This window comes from Xanthomonas sp. NCPPB 2864, assembly GCF_056675615.1.
Genome location: NZ_JBWWVS010000001.1, coordinates 1,158,959 through 1,180,840 on the forward strand (window position 1 = coordinate 1,158,959; position 21,882 = coordinate 1,180,840).

The 21,882-nt window shown below is 63.0% G+C and carries 22 protein-coding genes; 8 read left to right on the forward strand and 14 right to left on the reverse strand.

Annotated elements, in window-relative coordinates:
• Positions 1-119 precede the first annotated feature (119 nt).
• The gene (locus AC1KVE_RS04900; protein WP_012614046.1) at positions 120-2,063 is read left to right on the forward strand and encodes a tyrosine-type recombinase/integrase; all 1,944 of its coding nucleotides are present in this window, start codon (positions 120-122) and stop codon (positions 2,061-2,063) included.
• A gap of 66 nt (positions 2,064-2,129) precedes the next feature.
• Here AC1KVE_RS04900 and AC1KVE_RS04905 read toward each other — a convergent pair whose 3' ends face one another.
• Positions 2,130-2,771, reverse strand: a complete 642-nt coding sequence (locus tag AC1KVE_RS04905) for a substrate-binding domain-containing protein (protein ID WP_012614047.1) — start codon at positions 2,769-2,771, stop codon at positions 2,130-2,132.
• 104 nt (positions 2,772-2,875) lie between these two features.
• Between AC1KVE_RS04905 and AC1KVE_RS04910 the strand changes: the two genes are divergently transcribed.
• Entirely contained in the window at positions 2,876-3,169 is a 294-nt protein-coding gene (locus tag AC1KVE_RS04910; protein WP_024082527.1) for a helix-turn-helix domain-containing protein, read from the forward strand.
• 26 nt (positions 3,170-3,195) lie between these two features.
• Here AC1KVE_RS04910 and AC1KVE_RS04915 read toward each other — a convergent pair whose 3' ends face one another.
• Positions 3,196-4,089, reverse strand: coding sequence for a LysR family transcriptional regulator (locus tag AC1KVE_RS04915; protein WP_012614048.1), 894 nt, complete (start codon positions 4,087-4,089; stop codon positions 3,196-3,198).
• A 320-nt stretch (positions 4,090-4,409) separates the two neighbouring features.
• Positions 4,410-5,006 carry a VOC family protein gene (locus AC1KVE_RS04920; protein WP_017511445.1) on the reverse strand — a complete coding sequence of 199 codons (597 nt, stop codon included), beginning with the start codon at positions 5,004-5,006 and terminating at the stop codon, positions 4,410-4,412.
• Here AC1KVE_RS04920 and AC1KVE_RS04925 point away from each other — a divergent pair.
• Together AC1KVE_RS04925 and AC1KVE_RS04930 are read left to right on the forward strand one after the other, a co-directional pair.
• Positions 5,005-5,223 carry an Lrp/AsnC ligand binding domain-containing protein gene (locus AC1KVE_RS04925; protein WP_017511446.1) on the forward strand — a complete coding sequence of 73 codons (219 nt, stop codon included), beginning with the start codon at positions 5,005-5,007 and terminating at the stop codon, positions 5,221-5,223. The two genes, AC1KVE_RS04920 and AC1KVE_RS04925, sit on opposite strands and share 2 nt — an antisense overlap.
• A 100-nt stretch (positions 5,224-5,323) precedes the next feature.
• On the forward strand, positions 5,324-5,518 hold the full coding sequence (locus AC1KVE_RS04930) for a heavy-metal-associated domain-containing protein (RefSeq protein WP_012614049.1): 195 nt from the start codon (positions 5,324-5,326) through the stop codon (positions 5,516-5,518).
• Positions 5,519-5,592: 74 nt separating this feature from the next.
• On the opposite strand, the gene AC1KVE_RS04935 is transcribed toward AC1KVE_RS04930, so the two are convergent.
• The 5 genes from AC1KVE_RS04935 to AC1KVE_RS04955 form a co-directional block, all read right to left on the reverse strand.
• Entirely contained in the window at positions 5,593-5,961 is a 369-nt protein-coding gene (locus AC1KVE_RS04935; RefSeq protein ID WP_223656233.1) for a MauE/DoxX family redox-associated membrane protein, read from the reverse strand.
• A gap of 95 nt (positions 5,962-6,056) precedes the next feature.
• Positions 6,057-6,329, reverse strand: a complete 273-nt coding sequence (locus AC1KVE_RS04940) for a glutaredoxin domain-containing protein (protein WP_012614050.1) — start codon at positions 6,327-6,329, stop codon at positions 6,057-6,059.
• Positions 6,330-6,552: 223 nt separating this feature from the next.
• Positions 6,553-6,891, reverse strand: coding sequence for an ISC system 2Fe-2S type ferredoxin (gene fdx / locus AC1KVE_RS04945; protein ID WP_012614051.1), 339 nt, complete (start codon positions 6,889-6,891; stop codon positions 6,553-6,555).
• A 15-nt stretch (positions 6,892-6,906) separates the two neighbouring features.
• Positions 6,907-7,386 (reverse strand): Cu(I)-responsive transcriptional regulator, encoded by a 480-nt coding sequence (cueR, locus tag AC1KVE_RS04950; RefSeq protein ID WP_012614052.1) that lies wholly within the window; start codon positions 7,384-7,386, stop codon positions 6,907-6,909.
• A 15-nt stretch (positions 7,387-7,401) separates the two neighbouring features.
• Entirely contained in the window at positions 7,402-9,897 is a 2,496-nt protein-coding gene (locus AC1KVE_RS04955; RefSeq protein ID WP_017511447.1) for a heavy metal translocating P-type ATPase, read from the reverse strand.
• Positions 9,898-10,132: 235 nt separating this feature from the next.
• On the opposite strand from AC1KVE_RS04955, the gene AC1KVE_RS04960 reads away from it, so the two are divergent.
• A complete protein-coding gene (locus tag AC1KVE_RS04960; protein WP_015912826.1) occupies positions 10,133-10,489 on the forward strand; it encodes an ArsR/SmtB family transcription factor in 357 nt (118 codons plus the stop codon).
• 109 nt (positions 10,490-10,598) lie between these two features.
• On the opposite strand, the gene lpdA is transcribed toward AC1KVE_RS04960, so the two are convergent.
• The 6 genes from lpdA to AC1KVE_RS04990 form a co-directional block, all read right to left on the reverse strand.
• Positions 10,599-12,026 (reverse strand): dihydrolipoyl dehydrogenase, encoded by a 1,428-nt coding sequence (gene lpdA / locus AC1KVE_RS04965; protein WP_015912827.1) that lies wholly within the window; start codon positions 12,024-12,026, stop codon positions 10,599-10,601.
• Between the two features lie 105 nt (positions 12,027-12,131).
• The gene (locus tag AC1KVE_RS04970; RefSeq protein ID WP_015912828.1) at positions 12,132-12,530 is read right to left on the reverse strand and encodes a hypothetical protein; all 399 of its coding nucleotides are present in this window, start codon (positions 12,528-12,530) and stop codon (positions 12,132-12,134) included.
• Between the two features lie 53 nt (positions 12,531-12,583).
• Positions 12,584-15,730 carry an efflux RND transporter permease subunit gene (locus AC1KVE_RS04975; RefSeq protein ID WP_012614056.1) on the reverse strand — a complete coding sequence of 1,049 codons (3,147 nt, stop codon included), beginning with the start codon at positions 15,728-15,730 and terminating at the stop codon, positions 12,584-12,586.
• A gap of 13 nt (positions 15,731-15,743) precedes the next feature.
• Positions 15,744-16,859, reverse strand: a complete 1,116-nt coding sequence (locus AC1KVE_RS04980) for an efflux RND transporter periplasmic adaptor subunit (RefSeq protein ID WP_003821159.1) — start codon at positions 16,857-16,859, stop codon at positions 15,744-15,746.
• Positions 16,856-17,407, reverse strand: a complete 552-nt coding sequence (locus AC1KVE_RS04985) for a hypothetical protein (RefSeq protein ID WP_015912829.1) — start codon at positions 17,405-17,407, stop codon at positions 16,856-16,858. The genes AC1KVE_RS04980 and AC1KVE_RS04985 overlap by 4 nt, the downstream gene beginning before the upstream one ends.
• Positions 17,408-17,441: 34 nt before the next feature.
• A complete protein-coding gene (locus tag AC1KVE_RS04990; protein ID WP_223656232.1) occupies positions 17,442-18,653 on the reverse strand; it encodes a TolC family protein in 1,212 nt (403 codons plus the stop codon).
• 399 nt (positions 18,654-19,052) lie between these two features.
• On the opposite strand from AC1KVE_RS04990, the gene AC1KVE_RS04995 reads away from it, so the two are divergent.
• The 3 genes from AC1KVE_RS04995 (at position 19,053) to AC1KVE_RS05005 (ending at position 21,786) form a co-directional block, all read left to right on the forward strand.
• Positions 19,053-19,310: a metal-sensing transcriptional repressor gene (locus tag AC1KVE_RS04995; RefSeq protein ID WP_003821156.1), complete on the forward strand. Its 258-nt coding sequence runs from the start codon at positions 19,053-19,055 to the stop codon at positions 19,308-19,310.
• Positions 19,311-19,319: 9 nt separating this feature from the next.
• Entirely contained in the window at positions 19,320-20,630 is a 1,311-nt protein-coding gene (locus tag AC1KVE_RS05000; protein ID WP_003821155.1) for an MFS transporter, read from the forward strand.
• Positions 20,631-20,763: 133 nt separating this feature from the next.
• Positions 20,764-21,786 carry a cation diffusion facilitator family transporter gene (locus tag AC1KVE_RS05005; RefSeq protein WP_003821153.1) on the forward strand — a complete coding sequence of 341 codons (1,023 nt, stop codon included), beginning with the start codon at positions 20,764-20,766 and terminating at the stop codon, positions 21,784-21,786.
• Positions 21,787-21,882: the final 96 nt, after the last annotated feature.

A 21,882-nucleotide genomic window follows, 5' to 3' on the forward strand; every position in this document is an offset into this window, starting at 1 on the left:
GTTTTTGAGTGACCAATTGAGGCACAAGAATACGGTTGGGACGGCTACCGGATAGTTGCTGGGGCTGAGCGGGAACCATGACGAGCATTAGGCCTAAGTCATAACTTAGGAGCCTCGAAATGGCACTCTCTGATCTGACAGTCCGGCAGGCAAGAACCACCGGCAAGCGCTACACCCTCTCCGATAACGACTGCCTGGGCCTGATGGTCTCTGCCGCAGGCGGCAAGTCGTGGATCTTCCGATACTACTGGCTGGGCAAGCAAAAGCGCATGTCCCTGGGTGGCTATCCCGCCCTCAGTCTGCGCGAGGCCCGCGCCGAGCGGGACAAGGCTCAGGTTCTGCTCGCCAAGGGCATTGATCCCCAAATCGAACGCGACCAGCGCCGGCACGCGGCCAAGCTGGCGGGCGAATACACCTTCAAGAACGTCTTCGATGCTTGGGTCGAGCATCGCCGCAAGGAACTCAAGGAAGGCCGTCAGAGCACGCTTTCGCAGATCCTGCGCATCTTCAACAAGGACGTGCTGCCTACCCTGGGGAAGATGTCGATCTACGACATTCGACGGCCCCAGCTCGTGGGCGTCGTGGCGGCGATCGAGAAACGCAAGGCGTTCACCACCGCCGAGAAGGTCCGCACCTGGTTCAACCAGATGTTCCGCTATGCCCTGGTCATCGCCGAAGGGCTGGAAGTCAATCCGGCCGCGGACCTGGACGTGGTGGCCGAGCCCAAGCCCCCGGTGGCCCACAACCCCTATCTGCACCTGCCCGAGCTGCCCGAGTTCCTTCAGAAGCTCCGGCGCTACAACCCCCGGGGCTGGCAGACCCAGCTTGGCGTCCGGCTGCTGTTCCTGACGGGGGTGCGCACGGGCGAGTTGCGCCTGGCCGAGCCTGAGCAATTCGACCTCGACCGCGGCTTGTGGATCATCCCGCCGCAGGTCGTCAAGCAACTCCAGGACGAAATGCGCAAGGCCGGCAAGCGGCCGCAGGACGTGCCGCCCTACATCGTGCCCCTGTCCCTGCAGGCCATCGAGATCGTGCGCTATCTCCTGGGCGTGATGCGTCCAGCGCAGAAGTACCTGCTGTCGCATCGCAGCGAACTCAAGAAGCGCATCAGCGAGAACACCCTCAACAAGGCCGTGCAGCTCATGGGCTACGAGGGGCGCCTGACCGGCCACGGCATCCGCGGCACCATCTCGACCGCGCTCAACGAGATCGGATACCCGAAGATTTGGGTGGACGCTCAGCTTTCGCACTCCGACCCCAACAAGGTGAGTTCGGCCTACAACCACGCCAAGTACGTGGAGCCTCGGCGTCGCATGATGCAGGACTGGGCAGACCGTCTTGACCTGCTCGAACAGGGTGAAGTCGAAGCCGCGAGCGCGCATCTGACCATCCGTATCGACGGGGTGCCGGCAATGGCGGAAGTGGAGGAAGTGGTGGGCGCGGTCTCCACGACTGCTGAGCCTGTTGTCCCCGGCGTGCCGCCCGTGGTGGCCACGCCTATCGTCGTGACCCCCAACAGCGGCGGAATCATGTTCCAGCGGCTGTCGCAGGTGCCGCCGCCTCCGGTGCATGCCCCGGAGCCGGAAGTCTCCGCGATCCAGCGCGAGCGCGAGGAAATGCTGGCCATCTACGAGTCGCCGAACAATCTGCCGGTCCCGCTGTTCGGCAAGCTGGCCGGGAAGTCCAAGGACCAGATCAACCGCGAGCTGAAGGCGGGCAAGCTGCTGTCGATCAGCCTGGGCAACCGGGGGCAGCGGGTTCCCGACTGGCAACTGGTGCCGCTCAAGCACAAGCTGGCCCAAGTGCTCATGAACCAATGCCCGCACGCCGATTCGTGGGACCTGTACCGCATGCTGACCCAGCCTCACCCCGACCTGGGTGATCGTGCGGCCATTGATGCGGTCACGCCAACGAACGTGCCCGCAATCATCCGGGTTCTCATGGGCGACTACCAGCACCATGCGGATGTGCCCGAGGCCGTTGCCCCGCGGCCCATCCCCGAGGACGTGCGGCAGAGCGTCCGCCGACTGGTGGACAGCGCAGCGGTGCTTGAAGGGGTCTAGTCCGGTCTAGTCCCATGCTGCAACCTATGGCCGGGATGAGACGGCTCCGGCCTATAGGAGTGCCTGCTACAGGGCGCCTGCCTCGGCGATCTGCAGCGCCCTGCGCTCGAAACGCTTGGCAGCAGAATCTGCTTGCGCGTGGGGCCGTTGGAGGTACGTCACGATCTCATAGGGGCCATCGGCGAGCGGTCGCATGCTTACCCCCCATTGATGGGCACGCTCGATGCGCGATTGCGCGCATACGCCGATGCCGTAGCCGGCTGAAACCCACAGCGCCATCATCTCGAATGAAGTTGCAGGCAGGATGTTCTCTTGGTCCACTGGCATCAGGGAGGCCAACCTCTCGTCCAGCAAGGGACAAGCCTCCGCCTGCCAGCGATAGATTGGATAGTCCTGAAGATCGGAGATGGTGAGCTTCGCCTGATCAACCAAACGGAACCGCGGTGGTATCGCGACGGCCATGCTTTCGCACCACAGCCTCCGGCTACTCGTCAGGTGATCCCCCGCACTGCTAAGAGATAGCCCCGCGTCGTAGCGGCCCTCATGCAGGCCCGTTACCAGCTCTTGATCCGAAACTTCACGCACGGCGATCGCGACACCCGGCTCGTGCGCTCGCTGCAGTGCAAGCAGCGCCGACAGCCGTGAAGACGGCACACCTGGCGCTATGGCGAGTGTGAAATTCGGGGACGGTCTGATGGCGTTGTGCATGGATGCCCCCAAGAGGCAACGGGATCGAAAAGAGCAGCCGACATCATACTCAAGAGATATCTTTAACGTGGTTAAAGATCAGTGATTCCATGACGCTTCTGCGAATGCAGAAGCGCACTATTCGGCCTGGACGGCCCGCCGGAGTAACCACCTATGAGTCCGCACCGGCGTTGGCGTTCGGGCAAGCGGTGCGAGCCGCTCGCCTGGCTCAGGGGATTGCTCAGGATGAGTTCGCGGGCTTGGCGGGGATCGCGCGCTCGCACATGGGCAAGATTGAGCGCGGCGAGCACATGCCGACACTCGCTCTCATTCTAAAAATTTCCCTGGCTCTCAAGATCAGCTCGGCCGAACTGATGACGGCCACGGAGCGCAACCTCTACCTTCAGGGCGATGCGTGACGCCGGATGTGGCGCAGGCGTCGTAGCTAATCGCTCTTTGGCGAACGCAAACGCTCGATGAAGCGCTCTACGGGTGCGGATAGTCCGCTACCGCCTTCGGGCCGAAGCAGGTAGGTGATGATGACGGCCGAATCGAGCGCCAACGGCCGGATCACCACGTCGGGACGTTGACACGCCGCGATTCGGGTCGCCGTTGCGAAGCCGATGCCGTAACCAGCTCCGACCAATGTGAGCATCATGTCCAGCGACGAGACATGCTCAACGATGGTGGACTCGCGCTCCAGGGGATGTAGCAGCCGGGTCAATTCGCGGCAGTAGCCCTCGCAAAGCTGCGGATCGCACATCACCAGCGGGTAACTCACGAGTTCACGTAGCGACACTTCCTTGTGGGCCAGCAACGGGTGCCGGATCGGCACGGTCACCACCAGCGGGTCCTGCCAGATGGGCTCCGTCACCAGTCCGTCGCCGACGTCCGCGGTGTGTGCGAAACCGATCGCGAAGTCGCCGGATCGCAGTCCCCGCAACTGTTCCGCCAGGGTGACCTCGGAGAGCCGTATTTCGATCTCCGGCTCCTCCTGGCGGCACAGGGCAAGAAGTGCAGACAGCCGCGGGTCGATGGCGCCATCGGAGATGGCGATGCGCACGCTGCCTCTTAGGCCTGCGGCGATCGCCCTGACGTTTTCTCGTGCCTGCTCCAGGTTGGTGAACAGCCTGCGAATGTCCTGAAGGAAGGTGGTGCCCGCTGGCGTCAACCGCGTTCCCCGCCGATCGCGGTCAAAGAGCAGCACCCCCAGTTCGTCTTCCAATTCCTTGATCGTGCGGGACAGCGGCGGCTGCTCGATGTGCAAGCGCTCCGCAGCACGGGTGAAATGCAGCTCTTCGGCGAGAGCCACGAAGCAGCGCAAATGACGAAGTTCCATGGGCACGTCCTTCAGCAATCCTGGTCATTGGGTTGGCCACGGCGCATTGCTGCCGAAGTGCGCTTAGAGGGGGCGACGTAGTGCTGGGTCCCTCTTCAGGGCGAGGAAAAAGGCCATCGGTGTATCTGAATAAGAATACATATGTTCATGTATTAACTCAAGTCAAGGGCGGTAGCAACTGTTTCGGAACGTGACGCCGAAGCCAACCCGCTCAATGCTTGAGCGGCTAAGGCAGTACTGACGCCAAAGTAGCGCGAGCCCACAGAGGGGCTCGCGAGATGTAGGACTGAAGGCGCTCTGCCTTCATGGAAAGGCCCAAATCAGGCCGGGTTGATTTCCAACGAGCCACGGTTGATCTGGTCGCGTTCCATCGACTCGAACAAGGCACCGAAGTTTCCTTCGCCGAAGCCCTCGCGGTAGTTGCCCTTGCGCTCGATGAACTCGAAGAACACCGGGCCAAGCAGCGGCTCGGAGAATATCTGCAGCAGCAGGCGGGGCTGGCCGCCTTCGGTCGTGCCGTCGAGCAGAATGCCGCGCGCCTGCAACTCGGGTACGGGCTGGCCATGGCCGGGCAGGCGCTTTTCCAAGTTTGCGTAATAGATGTCGTTGGGGGCGGTCAGCAGCGGGATACCGGCCATCTGCACGCGGTCGAGCGCATCGAGTAGGTTGTCGCACAGCAGGGCGATGTGCTGGATGCCCTCGCCGCTGAACTGCATCAAGAATTCCTCAATCTGGCCGCCGCCCTGGCGTGCTTCCTCGTTCAGCGGGATGCGGATCAGGCCGTCCGGCGCGCTCATCGCCTTGGAGGCTAGGCCGGTGTACTCGCCGTTGATGTCGAAGTAGCGGATCTCTTGGAAGTTGAAGAACTTCGTGTAGAAGTCGGCCCAGTACTCCGACTCGCACAAGCGCAATCCCATGGACGTGTTCCGCGCGTCTGTCCAGAACTGGCCAGAGGTTGTGGAGTGCCATGCGCTGACCGGCGACATGGACTATCTGCTGCGGGTGGTCGTCATGGACATGGCTCACTACTCCCGCTTCGTGCTCGACACGCTGCTCAAGCACCCCAGCGTGCAGGACTGCAAGACCAGCTTCGTGCTGGATCGCGTAAAGAGCACCACGGCCTTGCCCCTATGAGCATTCGGCCGGTTGGTGTGGCGGGGATGCAAATAGCGATTGACCTTCCAACGGTGGCAAGGAGCACACTTCAAACACCCCAACCCGAAAGGAGTTTTCCATGCAATTCCATCTCGAAGACATGACCTGCGGCGGCTGCGCCCGCACTGTGACGAAAACGATCCAAATGATCGACCCCAACGCCAAGATCGTCACGGACCCGCCGACCCGCCGTGTCGAGGTCCAGACCTCGGCCTCGCAAGAGCAGATCGCCGCGGCCCTGAGCGAAGCTGGCTTCCCGCCGCGCGCGCAGTAACACCGCATCGTGGCCGGCATGCACACAGGACGGCCGATGCGAGCACGTGCGCTGCGCCGTACCTGGCGCGGCGCTCAGTGCATCCCAAGGTAGGCCGACCTTGGCCACAGGGCCATCGCCACCATCATCAGGTTCTCGGTCAGGGACACGAAGCCCAGCGGCACGTTGCTGTCCCCGCCCACGCAGGCGCACTTGAGTTCCCGGCGATCGACATAGACCGCCTTGAAAACCGACACGGCCCCGACGGTCCCGATGAACAGCGCCAACGGAATCGACACCCACATCCCCACGCCCGCGACCATCTGGACGCCTGCGATGGCCTCCGCGAACGGGTAGAAATAGGCATACCGAACCCAGCGCTTGGCCAGCAGGTCGTCGCGAAGCCGTCCACGTCCTTGAGCTTCTGCAGCGCCAGGAGGCACATGGCAAAGGCCACGAACCACTCTGCCGCCTGAATGCTCTAGACTTGGCCGAAGGCCGCCCAGCTCGCCGCCAGCGCCATTGCGGCCGCCGTGGCGAACAGCGCGATCACAGGGGTCTAGGTCACGGCGTTCTTGTCCTTCACGGACATGCCGAAGAATTTGCGTAGGTCGTCGTAGCCGCCCACGCGCCGCCCGTTTATGAAGACCTGGGGCGTGGTCTCGATGCCATGCTCCTTCTTGAACGCATCCGTCTGCTCGCGGCTTGCCAAGTGTTTGTCCTCGACCTCGTAGCCCTTGCGGTTGAGCAGATCGAGCGACTTCAGCCCGTAGGGGCAGGTATGGCCGGGCATGACCATTCGGTAGAGCGTGGCTAGCTTGGGCGCAGACATGCAGGACTTCTCCTGTGGGACTTTCCATGGGCCGGCCGTCACGGATTTAAGGACGTTGATGACCTTTCCAGCCTAACCGACGACCGTGCAAAGGGAGTGTAGACACCTGGCTCGCGGGTTGGTCTGGCCCACGGGTTGGTTATCTGGCGGCAATGCCGTCAGTCCTCCATCTGCCAGAGCAACCCTGCCGCAGGCCGGTGCGCCTGAGGCAGCACGCAGGCTCCTAGTGGTTCTCCTTGGCATGGTTGATCGTGTACTTGGGGATCTCGACGGTCAGGTCTTCGGTCGCAACGATGGCCTGGCAGCTCAGCCGCGACTGCGCCTCCAGTCCCCAGGCCCGGTCGAGCAGATCGTCCTCGCATTCCTCGACTTCGTTTAGAGAATCGAACCCCTTGCGCACGATGCAGTGACAGGTCGTGCAGGCACAGCTCATGTCGCAGGCATGCTCGATCTCGATGCCGTTGTCCAGCAGGGCCTCGCAGATCGAAGTGCCTGCTGGCACGTTCAGTTCGGCTCCCTCAGGCGCCAGTTCAGGATGGGGCAAGACGGTGATTTTGGGCATATCTCTCCTGGCTGCTCAGTGCGCACACGGCTTTTTTCCTGCTGCGTTGGCTCGCGCGCGGCGCGGCACTGCGCCAGTGCGCGCTTCGGGCTTGTTGTCACTGATATCGGGCTGCTCCAGCGTGTGCAGGATCGGGCAGTCGGGCCGTTCGTCGCCGGCGCAACACCGGATCAGCGCCTTGAGCGTCGCGGCCATCTCCAGCATGCTCTCGATGCGCCGGTCCAACTCGTCGATGTGTTGCTGGGCCAGACGCTTTACATCAGCACTCTGGCGCGACTTGTCATTCCACAGTCCCAGCAAGTCCGTGATCTCGGCCACCGAGAAGCCGAGGTCGCGCGAACGCCGGATGAAATGCAACCGGTGAACGTCGTCCTGGGTATAGGCGCGGTAGCCCGAATCGGTGCGGTCAGCCGGAGGGATCAGACCGATTTGCTCGTAGTAGCGGATCATTTTGGCCGAGACCTTCGAGGCCTTGGATGCTTCACCGATGTTCATGGTGTTCCTCCTTTCTCAATGAGCGGTATCCGCCGCCAGCGGCGGCTGGAAGCGGCGCAGGCGCAGCGCGTTGCCGAGCACGAACACGCTGGACAGCGCCATCGCGCCAGCCGCGAAGATCGGCGACAACAGCACACCGTATGCGGGGTACAGGACGCCAGCGGCCACCGGGATCAGGGCCGTGTTGTAGCCAAACGCCCAGAACAGGTTCTGGCGGATGTTGCCGATGGTCGCCTTGGACAGCGCGATGGCGTTGGGCACGCCCTGCAGGTTGCCCGACATCAGCACTACGTCGGCCGACTCCACCGCCACGTCGGTGCCGGTGCCGATGGCCAGGCCCACGTCGGCCTCGGCCAGCGCCGGGGCGTCGTTGATGCCGTCGCCCACGTAGGCGATCTGGCCGTGGCTGGCTTTCAGCCGGCGCACGGCTTCGACCTTGCCCTCGGGCAGCACTTCGGCCACCACCTCGTCGATGCCCAGTTGCTTGGCGATGGCCTGCGCGGTACGCGCGTTGTCGCCGGTGATCATCGCCACCTTCAGGCCGAGCTGGTGCAACGCGGCAATGGCCGCGGGCGTGCTGGACTTGATCGGATCGGCCACCGCGATGATGGCGGCCAGCCGGCCGTCGATCGCGGCGTACAGCGGTGACTTGCCCTCGTTGCCCAGGCGCTCGGCCGTGCGAGCGAAGCTGCCCACGTCCAACCCCAGCTCACGCATGAAGCGATCGGCACCGACCTCGACACGCGCGCCGTCCACGGTGGCGCGCACGCCCATGCCCGTGACCGAATCGAAGTCTGTCATCGTCGGCAGCGCGATGCCACCTTCCACGGCCGACTCGACGATGGCGCGTGCGATCGGATGCTCCGAGCGCGATTCGACAGCGGCGACCTTCGCCAGCACCTGGTTGCGGTCAAAGCCGTCGGCAATCTCCAGGTCGGTCAGGACCGGGCGGCCCTCGGTCAGCGTGCCGGTCTTGTCCACGGCCACCACCTTGGCGTCCTTGAGCAGTTGCAGGGCTTCACCCTTGCGGAACAGCACGCCCATCTCGGCGCCCCGGCCCGTGCCGACCATGATGGAGGTCGGCGTCGCCAAACCCATGGCGCAAGGGCAGGCAATGATCAGCACCGCCACGGCATTGACCAGCGCGAAGGACAGCGCGGGCGACGGGCCGAACACCAGCCAGACCAGGAAGGTCAGCACCGCGGCCAGCATGACGGCGGGCACGAACCACAGCGTCACCTTGTCCACCACGGCCTGGATCGGCAGCTTGGAACCTTGCGCCTGCTCGACCATGCGGATGATCTGCGCCAGCATGGTCTGACCGCCCACGGCGGTGGCACGCAGCGTCAGCGCACCCTTCTGGTTGACGGTGCCGCCGACCACGGTGCTGCCTTCCGCCTTTTCGACGGGAATCGGCTCGCCGGTGATCATCGACTCGTCCACGAAGCTGCGGCCCTCGGTCACTTCACCATCGACCGGCACGCGCTCGCCGGGGCGCACTTCCACGATGTCGCCCTGCGCCACGTCGTTGATCGGGATGTCCACGATGCGGCCGTCGCGCAGCACGTGCGCCTCCTTGGCCTGCAGGCCGATCAGGCGCTTGATGGCCTCGGAGGTGCGGCCCTTGGCCCGTGCCTCAAGAAAGCGGCCCAGCAGGATCAGCGCCACGATGACGGCTGCCGCCTCGTAGTACACGTTCACCGTGCCGGCCGGCAGCAGACTGGGCGCGAACGTGGCGACCATCGAATAACCGAAGGCCGCGGCCGTGCCGACCGCGACCAGCGAGTTCATGTCGGGACCCAGGCGGAACAGCGCCGGGAAGCCCTTCTCATAGAAGCGCCAGCCCGGAATGGCGAGCACCAGCAGGGTCAGCACGAACTGCAGATACCAGCTCTGCTGGATGCCAATGGTGGAAGCCACCCACTCGTGCATGCCGGGAATCATGTGCGAGCCCATTTCGAGCACGAACACAGGCAGCGCCAGCACGGCGGCCAGGGTCAGGTCGCGCTTGAGTTCGGCGCGCTCGGCGTCCTTTTTCTCGGCAGCTTCCTCGTCGGCCTGCATGCCTGTATCGACCGGGCTGGCCTCGTAGCCGACCTTATCGACAGCAGCAATCAGATCCTGCACGGATGCTACGCCACGCACGGTAGCGCGCTCGGTCGCCAGATTGACCACAGCCTCAGTGACGCCCGGCACCGCCTTGAGCGCCTTCTCGACGCGGCCCACGCACGAAGCGCAGGTCATGCCTCCGATCGCCAGCTCGATGGTGCCCTGAGGCACGTCGTACCCTACCTTCTCGATCGCCTGGATCAGCGCCATGCGATCGACAGGACGGTTCAGGCGAATGTCCGCTCGCTCGGTGGCGAGATTGACAGACACGCTTGCCACGCCCTCGACCTTGGCAAGGGCGGCCTCGACTCGGCCGACACAGCTTGCGCAGGTCATGCCCTCGATGGGCAGGCTGATTGCCGCTGCTTGGGCGCCAGCACTACTCGTTGTTGCCATGCTCATGGTGTGCTTCCCATAGTTGAAATTCGACATGGAGGGAGCTTAGGGTTTACCATCGTGGGAAGGTCAAGCGCTTTTTCGGATGCTGTCAGGTTTCAGAAATGACCCGGTGCACGGGGAACGGAGGCCTTGCCTGCCAGGCTCGCACTGGTTCTTTGCTGCGCGCGCCTAAGCGGCCGCTGCCTTGTTAATTCTGAAGGGCGAAAACAGCCATTCGAGGTTAGGAAATATTTTAAAAATGAATACAAGTAAGCCATTCAGTACCCCACCGAAGGGTCCCAGCGCCGATTTGGAATCGCTGTCACAGAATGACGTGACCATCTTGGCTGAGACATTCCGCCTCCTGGGTGACCCGTCCCGGCTGAGAATCATGCTGTGCTGCATGAAAGGCTCTTCCTCGGTCGGGGACATCGCTGAAACCCTCGAACTCTCGCAGTCGCTGGTGAGCCACCACCTGCGGCTGCTGCGCGGTGCTCGCCTGGTCAAGGGCGTGCGCCAAGCCAAACAGATCTTCTATGAGGTGGCGGACAAGCACGTGAACCAGGTGCTGCTGGATATGGCCACCCACATCGCGGAAGACCACAACGACGAGTAACTGTTGGGCATAGCATGCCGTTGCGGCGTGGCCTACGTTCCATGGCGATATGCGCCCCACCGCCCGCAGCTGCGTTCGGTGAGGTGGTTTGGATGCCGCTTCCGATCAATCAGAAGTTGAGCGCGCGCTTGTCCACGGCCAGCGAGGCCTCTTTGAACGTCTCGGAGAGGGTCGGATGGGCAAAGCAGATGCGGGCGATGTCTTCGCTGCTGGCCTTGAACGCCATGGCGATCACGGCCTCGGCCACCAGTTCACTGGCCTGCGGGCCGACCACATGCACGCCGAGTATCTCATCAGTGGCAGGATCGGCGATCACCTTGACGAGGCCCGGCGTGTCGCCCAGCGCACGCGCGCGGCCATTGGCCATGAACGGGAAGGAACCGATTCGATAGGCGGTGCCCTGCTCTTTGAGCTGCTGCTCGGTGCGGCCTACCCAGGCAATCTCTGGGCTGGTGTAGATGACGTTGGGGATCGTATTGAAATCGACGTGACCGTGCTGGCCGGCAATGCGCTCGGCCACTGCGACACCTTCCTCTTCCGCCTTGTGCGCCAACATCGGGCCACGCACCACGTCACCGATGGCCCAGATGCCGGGCACACTGGTGCGGCATTCATCGTCCACCAGCACGGCGCCGCGCTCATCCAGTTGGAGTCCCACGGCGGCCGGATTCAGGCCTTCGGTGTTGGGCACACGGCCGATAGCCACGATCACTTTGTCTGCCTGCAAGGACTGCGTCTGGCCCTGGCTGTCGGTGTAGTGAATAGTCACGCCAGCCTCGGTTGCATTGACTTCGCGAACCTTCGCACCTAGTTCGATCTTCAGGCCTTGCTTGTCGAACGCCTTCTTCGCCTCCTTGGCGATGGCTTGGTCGACGATTGGCAGGAAGCTGGGCAAGCCTTCGAGGATCGTGACATCCGCCCCCAGGCGGCGCCAAACGGAGCCCAGCTCCAGGCCGATCACGCCGGCACCGATGACGGCCAACCGATCGGGCACGGCCGCGATGTCCAGCGCGCCGTCGTTGGAGAGCACGACCCGCTCATCGAACGGTAGGTTGGGGAGTGGCCGCACGTTGGAGCCTGTGGCAACGATGATCTGCTTGCCCACCAAGGTAACAGCCTCATCGGCGGCGACGCTCACCTCGAAGCCACCATCGACAGTCCTGGTGAAAGACGCCAGGCCGTTGAAAAACTGGACCTTGTTTTTGCGGAACAGATAAAGGATGCCTTCGTTGCTGGACTTCACGACCTGATTCTTACGTTCCAACATCGTGGTCACATCCATGCGCAGATCACCCGTGGAGATGCCGTGCGTGCCAAAGTGGTGCTTGGCTTGTTCAAAGTTCTCTGACGACTGCAGTAGCGCTTTCGAAGGGATACAACCGATGTTGTTGCAGGTGCCGCCAGGTGCTGGCTTTCCGTCCTTGTTCTTCCAGGCATCTACACAAGCGACCTTCATGCCTAATTGGGCAGCGCGAATGGCCGCGATGTATCCGCCTGGGCCGGCACCGATAACAATGACGTCGAAATGCATTTCCATGATTTACATCTCCAAAGTTTTTGAGGAAATAGTGAGCGCCTATGTCGCGCCTTTTGTCAGGTGGTCGCCAGATTACAGCTCGTTCCCTGACGATCACGTTGAACACTACGGCAGAACGAACCGGGCGCTCGCGGTATTGCCCCCACGTTCGACTTGGACGACGGCCTTCGTGCCCTTGGCTGCGGCGAAGGTCCCGCTGCCTTCGAGGCGGCTTCCGTCCGCGGCAGGCGTGAGTTGCACCTCCTGCTTTTGTGAGCCGGTCAACAGTGTGAGCTTGGCTTTGGTGTTGCTTACATTGACCTGCTTGCCGTGGTCGCGCAGGTAGAGTTGCGCTGCTGCGGGCTGAACGACCAACTCGTAGTCCACGTCCCGGACTTCGGTCACGACGCCACCATGCAGCGGCTTGTGGTCATGCGCGTGGTCATGGTCGCCTGCGGCGAAGGCGGTGACGGATGCCAGGGCGAGGGCGGTGCCGGCCGTGAGGGAACGAAATCGAACAGACATGAAAGCTCCTATAGGGTTACGGTGGTTGAAATCGGGTGACAGAAGGCGTTGCATCAGAATGCCTCCGCGTCGCGGTCGTCCAGCAGGCGTTCGGCAGGCTTGCGGCCGAACAGCCAGAACATGGCGGGTGTAAGGAAGGTGTCTAGCAGCGTGGAGCTGACCAGCCCCGAGAAGATCACCACCGCGACGGGGTGCAGGATCTCAGTACCGGGTCGGGACGCCTCGAACAGCAGCGGGGCCAGCGCGAAGGCCGTGACCAGCGCGGTCATCAGAACCGGGGAAAGCCGTTCGAGCGAGCCACGCACGATCATCTTCTGGTCGAAGTCCTCGCCCTCCATGCGCATGAGGTTGAGGTAGTGGCTCACCTTCAGGATGCCGTTGCGCACAGAAATACCCGCGAGCGTGATGAAGCCGACCAGGGCGGCCACGGACAACGGCTGGCCAGACAGCCACAGCCCCAACACGGCGCCGACCAGGGCCAATGGAATGTTCACCATGATGAGCGCTGATAGGACGACCGACTTGTAGCGCGTGTACAACACCACGAACATGAGCGTCAGGGAGACGATGGACAGCAGGCCCACCAGTCGCGAGGCTTCCTCTTGTGCCTGGAACTGGCCGCCCAGCGTGATGAAGTAGCCTTCGGGCAAGCGCACTTCTTGGACGACGCTGCGTATGTCGGCCACTACTTCGGACAGCGGCCGTCCCTGAGCGTTGGCCGACAAAACTATGCGTCGACGGCCATCGTCGCGGCTGACCTGGTTGGGGCCGTCGCTGTCTTCGATGGTGGCAAGGCGCGACAACGGGACCCGACCCATGGGCGTGTCGATGAGGATGCGGCTCAAGCCCTCAATCGACCGCGCCTGCTCGGGCAGGCGAACCACCAGCGCGAAGCGGCGGTTGCCCTCGATGACCTCGGTGATCTTTTCGCCTTCGACCAGGCTTTGCAGCGTGGACAGAATTTGCGGTGCGGCCACGCCGTAGCGTCCCGCCGCCGCATAATCCACGCGGATTTTGATCTGCGGCGCTAGGACCTGCTTTTCGATCTCCAGGTCAGCAAGCCCCGGAATTCCGGCCAGCTTGGCGCGCAGCAGATCCGCCTGCCCGCGCAGGACGTCCAGGTCCTCGCCGAACACCTTGATGGCGATCTGCGAGCGCACCCCCGACAACATGTGGTCGATGCGGTGCGAGATCGGCTGGCCAATGCCGATGGAGCCGGGCAAGTGAGCCAGACGCGAACGGATGTCGGCGGTGATCTCCTCCATGGAGCGCTTTAGCTCCGAGGCGGGCAGCAGGCCCACGTCCAGCTCGCTGACATGCACGCCTTCGGCATGCTCGTCCAGCTCGGCCCGTCCGCTGCGCCGGCCCACGTGCTGCACCTCTGGCACCTGCGCGACCAGCAGCTCGGCTTGCTGGGCAAGCGCCGAAGATTCGGCCAGCGTCACACCGGGATTCAGGCGCAGGCCCACCAGCAACGTTCCTTCATTGAACGGGGGCAGGAACGTGGTCGGGAAGAATGGCACCGCGGCGACAGCCAGTGTGACAGCCACAGCGGCCATGCCAAGGGCGGCACGCGGCCGCTGCAAGACCCGCTGCAGGCCGCCCTGATAGCGCGTCTTCAACCAGGCTAGAAGCCGAGTGTCGCCATGGTCCAGCGTCCTCATCTTGGGCAGCAGGTAGTACGAAAGCACCGGAGTGACCGTCACAGAGACCAGCAGCGAGGCCAGCGTGGAGACGATGAAGGCGATGCCCAGCGGCACGAACAAGCGCCCCTCCATCCCCGGCAGCGCGAACAGGGGCAGGAACACCAGCACAATGATCATCGTGGCGTAGAGAATCGCCGAGCGAACCTCCATCGAGGCCCTGGCAACGATGACCAGGGGCGTCAGCCGGTTCTCAGGGTGGCGGGTGCGGTCCTCCTTGAGCCGCCGCATGATGTTCTCCACATCGACCACAGCATCGTCCACGAGACCGCCGATGGCGATCGCCAGCCCACCGAGCGTCATGGTGTTGATTGATAGGCCGAAATAGTGGAACACCAGCCCGGTCACGAAGATCGAGGCAGGAATCGCGGTCAACGCGATCACCAGGGGGCGCAAAGTGCCCAGGAAGAAGAACAGGATCACCGCCACGAAGACCGATGCGCCGATGAGCTTGCCTTGCAGCGTGCTGATGGACGCCTCGATGAAGTTGGCTTGTCGGAAGGTCACCTGTGGCTCGGCCATGCCAGCCGGCAGTGAGCCCTTCATGTCCGCCAACGCTGACTCGATCGAGCGGGTCAGTGCAATCGTATCGGCCGTGGGCTGCTTTTGGATGCCCAGGATCACGGCTGGCAGGCCCTCGAAGCCCGCATCGCCGCGCTTGATGGCTGGCGCAAACTGAACATCGGCGACCTGGTGGAGCAGGATGGGTTGGCCCGCACGCACCGCGAGAGGCAGGTTACGCAGGTCGTCGAGTCGGGACGTGCGGCCCAGGTTGCGGATCAGGTACTCGCGGCCATTGATCTCCAGGAAGCCGCCGGAAGTGTTCGCGGAGAAGCCCTTGAGAGCCGCATCCAGATCGGACGCAGTCACGCCCAGCTCTGACATTCGCGTGGTGTTGGGCTGGACCTGGAACTGACGGACCTCGCCTCCGATCGGGATGACTTGGGCAACACCAGGTATGGCCATCAGCCGGGGGCGTAGCACCCAGTCCGCGTACTCGCGAGTGTCCATGGCCGACAGCGGCGGGGCTGCGTTCTTCTGCCCTGAGGGCTTGGCACCGATGGGGATTGCAATCTGCATGATCTCGCCCATCACTGAGCTGATTGGCCCCATAGTGGGCGTCACGCCCGGGGCTAGCCCTTCCTCCATGGACGTCAGGCGTTCGGAGACCATCTGGCGCGCCCGGAAGATGTCGGTCTTCCAGTCAAATGTCACGTAGATGAAGGAAAGCCCGGCGCTGGAGACCGAGCGCACGCTTTCGACGCTGGGCAGGCCGTTCATGGCCGTTTCGAGCGGGAACGTGATGAGTTGCTCGACTTCTTCGGCAGCCATGCCGCCAGCCTCCGTCATGAGAGTGACGGTCGGCTTGTTGAGATCGGGAAAGACATCTACCGGCGTGCGCGTCAGGGTGAACGCGCCATACGCCATCAGCACCAGCGCCCCGATGATGACCAGGAGCCGGTTTCGTAAGCTATTTTCGAGAAGCCACTTGAACATGGAATGGTGCCCCTCAACGAACTTGATTGATCAGGGACGCGCCCTCGACAACCACGCGGTCGCCGTCCGCCAGGCCCGAAGTGACAGCGATGGATGCACCATCCAAAGGAGTGATGTTCACGACACGCGGCTCGAAGCGCTCGGCCTGGTCTTTGACCCAGACGATGTTCTGGTTGGCAGGGTTCTTCATCAGCGCACCGGAAGGCACGCGGTAGCCAGGTACCGTCGTCGCCTCTTGCACGAAGACCACCACCGGCATACCGACCGCCAAGCGCGAGAGGCTTTCGCTGGTGCCCTTGAACAGCATGGGCAGGGCCTGCTCGCGCAGGCTGCTGGCGGCACCGACGAAGCTCAGCGGCACCTTCTGACCGCCTACTGCGAGTGCAGCACCGGCCAGGTTCTGTGCCATTGCCGGATCGTAGGCAAGCGCCTCGATGCGCAGTTGGGTCGGATCGACCACCTCAAACACCAGTTCGCGCGCATCCACGACCTGCCCGGCAACTGCGGGGCTGGATGCGATGACGCCGCTGACTGGGGCCTTCAGTACGTCCCTGCCGGCGAGGCCCCCGCTCAAGGCGCGGGCGCGTTCGGTCAGGCTGTTCACTTCGCTTTCGGCTGCTTCGATCTCCTTGCGGGGCACGGTCTCCGACAGCTCGCGCAGCCGGGCCAAGCGCTTCTGCGCGAGCGCTTGGCCCGCACGCAGCTCGGCAACCTGGGCCATCTGGCCTGAGCGCTCCAGCACACCGCTGGCCGGTTCGATGTAAGCCAGCACCTGGCCCTTGCGCACGGATTGGCCGATCTGCGGCAGACCATCCGGCCCGGGCACCAGCCGGCCCATTACCATTGCCTGGACCTTGCCGCCTGTCGTCGGGTCCATGATTACTTTGCCAGCCAGTTCATGGCTGCGGGCCAAGGGCTCCTGCTTGATCAGCTGGGTGCGTACACCGATCTGACGTTGCGACGGTTTCGGAAGAAACACGCTGCCATCAGGCTGGCGCTGGGGGCCATTGGAAGACGCAGCCGGCGCTTCGTCGCCGTGGTCATGGCCGTCGTGAGCGAACGCGGGAGCAGCCAGAGCCAATGCAGCCGCCATGGCCGTCGTCATTAGGAAACGGAAGTTGCGCTTCATGCTGCACCTCGCAGTGCACCGTTGGTGCGTGTACGTCTGCGCAGCGCCCACGCTAGGACACCGACGCCGAGGACTGCGGCACCGCCACCTAGTACGACCACACGGCCGGATGCGACGGCATGCTCGTGTTCGGCGTCTTCGCTATGAACATCGAGAACGCCCGTCAACAGGTCCGATTGGCCCTGCGCAGTAATAGTGGCCATGATTGAGGTCTCGCCATCGGATAGCGGCTCAGTCAGATCGGCCTCGAACTCTCCAACCCCGTGTGAGCTGACCTTTACCTGTTGACCACCCAGCTCGAGGGTCAGCTCGCCATCGGTCACCGGCCGGTTGTCGGCAGCATGGTCGAGGTAGAGTGTGAGACGCTGGCCGTTCAGCACACCCACCAGTTCGAAGTCATCGGAAACTGCGGCAAAGCGCGGAAGCGCGGCCGCTGCGGGGGCAGGAGCGGCTTCGCCATGGTCATGGCCGTCGCCGGCCCACGTTGCGCTACTGCCAAGCAGGAGGCTGGACAAGGCAGCTGCACGCCAGAAAGAGGATTGCGACATTTCTAAGGTTCCAGGATGGTTGAGCGCGCGCCGATCAGCGCGTGCCGGAGATGTCAGTGAAAGTCTCGGTCGGCTGCGGCAGCGTGCCTTGTGCCTGCAACAGGGACGAGATGGCCGCGGCATGCTCCACCTTGGCGAGCAGCGCCGCGCGCTCGGCCTCGGTGGCCTCCTGCTCGATGCGAAGGCGTGTCGGCATGTCCGTCTCGCCCATCGCGAACGACTTTTGGTAGAAGGTGCGCGTTTGTTGGGCTAGTCGCTGGCGCTCCGAAGCGGCCTGCATCTGGGTGCTGGTTGCCAGTTCGCGCGATTGGGCAGTTCGAATTTCCGAGAGTAGCCGGGTGCGCTGGGCCGCGAGTGCCGACTCAGCCTCCAGTGCCTGCGCATTGGCGCTGGACAATTGCTCGGTATGACGGCTACCCGTACCGAAGGGAATGCGCACACCCACCGTGATCGTCTGGTTGTAGCGTTCGCCGTAGCCGCCCCGATCCCGCGTGGTCGCCAGGGTCAGTTCGGGGTTGGCGTACTTCTGATGGGACACCAGTTCCGCAGAGCGGCGGGCCGCCAGCGCCTTGTGCTGCAGTTCCAGCAGCGCAGGGTGGTTACCCAACAACGCGCCGGACGGCTGTGCCGATGCCGGTTGAACTCGGACACCTGACTGCTCCGGCTGCGCGGAATCGGCCTGCGACGGGATACTCTCGATGCCGGTCAGTGCCAACAACGCCTCGCGCTGCGTGATTTCTTCGGCCTGAGCAATGGCCAGGGCACTACGAGCCGACGCCAAGGCGCCATCGGCCTGGTTTCTGTCGGCTTGCGCCAGGTCGCCCGCGCGAACCCGGCGAGCCACATCTTGCGCCAACTCGTCCGCGCTGCGGGTGCGATCCTGCGCCGCCACCAATTCGGCCTGGGCACGCTGCCATGCCCACCATGCCTGGCGAACCTGTCCGGCCGTGCGTAGCTTGGCGGCCAGCATCCGGCTGGATAGCGCGAGGCTTTCCGCGTCCGCCCAGCGTGCCGACGAGGCGCGCTCACCAGGCATCCAAAGGGGAATAGCCACCCCGACTTCATATTCGCGCTGTCCGTTGCGGTTGTTGAACCGATCAGTTTTGGTGGAGGCTTCCAGCGCCATCGGACCTGCCACCCAACTGCCGGCCGTCTCTTGGCGTGCTTGGGCGGCCTGCTGCCAGGCGCCTTCTCCAGCGGCTTCTGGCTGCCGCTGCCAAGCTGACTCCCACAATTGGGCGACCATGTGGCTGTCTGGTCTGGATGGGACGTGAGGGGCGGCTACTGGCTGGGCTAGCACGGTGCCGGCCCAAAGCGTGGATACCGCCCATATCCATCCCTTGCGTATGTCTTTGCGAAGCATTCAATTCTCCATCGGTGTTGCATCAGTACTTACCCCCGGCTGGGTGTTCTCTTTCCGAGCAAGTGCTTGTCGTTGAAAAGCCACTGTTCACTGGCTTGGATATGAACAATTGTATATCTATTCATATGAATGGGAAAGAAAACCTTACATCCTTTGAGCACCAATCGCCTTAGAGAGGGCGTCGGGCGCAAGACATCGAGAGGCGAGGTGGGGCTAATCCACTGCGCAAACAGCTATGCAGACTCCTTGAGCATATCCCCCGGGGGGGGATATGATTGCTGCATGAAAGAGATGCACAAGCACACCAGCCACCCAGATCTCGTGAAACGGCTCAAGCGCGCCGAGGGTCATCTGCGACACGTCATCGGGATGATCGAAGGAGAAGAAACCTGCCTGGACATCGCTCGCCAGCTCGCTGCGGTGGAGAGCGCCGTCACAGCGGCCAAGCGCGTCCTGATCCATGACCACATCGACCACTGCCTATCTCATGATGAGGACTCCGTTCTAGCCGAAATGAAGGCGCTAACCAGACTGCTCTGAGGTCTCTCGATGCTCTCCGTCCTAAAGAACCGCACCTACCGCCACCTGTTCACCGCGCAGGTGATCGCACTCGTCGGCACAGGCCTGATGACGGTAGCGCTCGGCCTACTTGCCTACGAGCTGGCCGGGGCCGATGCAGGTGCGGTGCTCGGGTCGGCGCTGGCTATCAAGATGCTGGCCTATGTGGGAGTCGCTCCAGTCGCACAGGCCTTCGCCGACCAGTTCCCGCGACGGTCATTGCTCGTAGCGCTGGACCTGGTACGAGCGGTTGTCGCGATCTGTTTGCCCTTTGTCACCGAGGTCTGGCAGATCTATCTGCTGATCTTTGTCCTGCAAGCGGCATCCGCCGGCTTCACGCCGACTTTCCAAGCCACTATCCCGGACATCCTTCCCGATGAAGAGGACTACACGAAGGCGCTGTCGCTGTCCCGGCTGGCCTATGACCTGGAAAGCCTGATTTCCCCGATGCTGGCTGCTGCGCTGCTGACCGTCATCAGCTTTCACAACCTGTTCGCGGGAACAGTGCTCGGTTTCCTCGTTTCAGCCGCGCTCGTGGTCAGCGTGCGGTTGCCCACAACTATTCCCGGACCGCGCCGCGGCATTTGGGATCGCACGACCCGCGGCACACGCATCTATCTCGCTACGCCACGCCTGCGGGGCCTGCTGGCGATCAGCTTGGCCGTCTCGGCGGCGGGCGCCATGGTGATCGTGAACACGGTGGTTCTCGTGAAGGCGCGCTTTGGCCTAGGCGAGGTCGAAGTGGCGTCGGCACTGGCGGCATTCGGAGGCGGTTCGATGGTGGCAGCCTTCGTTCTGCCATCCTTACTGGAAAAGGTGGCCGACCGAACCGCGATGCTCACCGGCGCTACCGTACTGGTCGTGGGCACGGGGATCGGCGCACTGCTGCCGAGCTATGCATTGTTGCTGCCGCTGTGGTTGATCATCGGCTTTGGCTACAGCGTGGCGCAAACGCCATCCGGCCGTCTTCTGCGCCGCTCGGCCCATGCCGAGGACCGTCCTGCGATCTTCGCGGCACACTTCGCGCTGTCGCACGCCTGTTGGCTCATCTGCTACCCACTTGCCGGCCGCTTCGGCGCGGTCATGGGCTTGCCATCGACCTTCATTGTCATGTCCCTGGTCGGCTTGGCCGGCGTGGCGCTGACGCTCTGGCTGTGGCCGGCCAGCGACCCTTCTGACGTGGCGCATGACCACCCCAGCTTGCCGCCGGATCACCCTCATTTACGCACACACGCAGACCAAGGCAGGCACCATCACCAGCTGATTCTGGATGACCTGCACCGTATCTGGCCGAAAGGATAGGCACATTTTCTCGTTGCGGCATCACAACGCATGGCTTCGGAGGCTGAGAAGGGTGAGCGAAAATATATCACATGAACACATATTCATGTGTTATATTTCGCCATAGTCAAACACTCAACCAGCAGAGGCGCCCATGTCCCAATCCAATGCACATGACCATGGTCACGACCATGATCACGACCACACCCCCACAGTGACGAGCGCCAACGAGCGCAAGGTTCTGGTTTCCTTCTTCCTGATCTTCGGCTTCATGCTCGTGGAAGCTGTCGGCGGCGTGCTGTCGGGCTCGCTAGCCCTACTTGCCGATGCTGGCCACATGCTGACCGACGCCGTGGCACTTGCCCTGGCTTACGCTGCCTTCCGATTCGGTCGCCGCGCAGCCGACAGCAAACGCACATTCGGTTACCTGCGCTTCGAGGTCATCGCCGGCTTCCTGAACGCCGTGACCCTGTTCGCGATCGTCGCATGGATCGCCTACGAGGCGTGGGAGCGGCTGCAGGCGCCGCCCGTCATCCTCGCCGGCCCGATGATGATCGTCGCCGTGCTCGGCTTACTGATCAACGTCCTCGTGCTGTGGATCATGACCCGCGGCGAAACCGATCACGTCAATGTGAAAGGTGCCATCCTCCACGTGATGGGTGACCTGCTCGGCTCTGTCGGCGCCATCGTTGCAGCGATCGTCATCTACTTCACCGGCTGGACTCCGATCGACCCCATCCTGTCGGTTCTAGTAGCGGCGTTGATTCTGCGCAGCGCCTGGAAGCTCCTGGCCAAGTCGATCCATATCCTGTTGGAGGGTGCGCCAGAGGACGCTTCGCCGGAAAAGGTGGAACAAGGCCTGATGAGCACTGTGCCCGGCCTGGCGGCTGTCAGCCATGTTCACGTGTGGCAACTCACTTCCGGTCGCACGATGGCCACGCTACACGTTCGACCCAACGTGGACGAGGAGGCGCGAGCTGTGGTCAAGCGCGTCGAGGCGGTGCTGCGAGAGCAGTTCAGCATCGAACACGCCACAGTCGGAATCGACTGGAACTCGGAGGCTGACGAGAACATCTGCAGCCTGCAACCCACGACAGGCCGTCAGGACCACAGCGGCCACGACCACAGTGAGCACAATCATGACCATGACCACTCCGCTCCCGGTCACAAGCATTGAGGCCGTGCTAGACGGTTCGCAGTTCACTTGAGGGTTTGAATCCATGACATCCCGCAAAACCACCAGCGCCGCTATTGTGCAATGTTCGACCTCTAA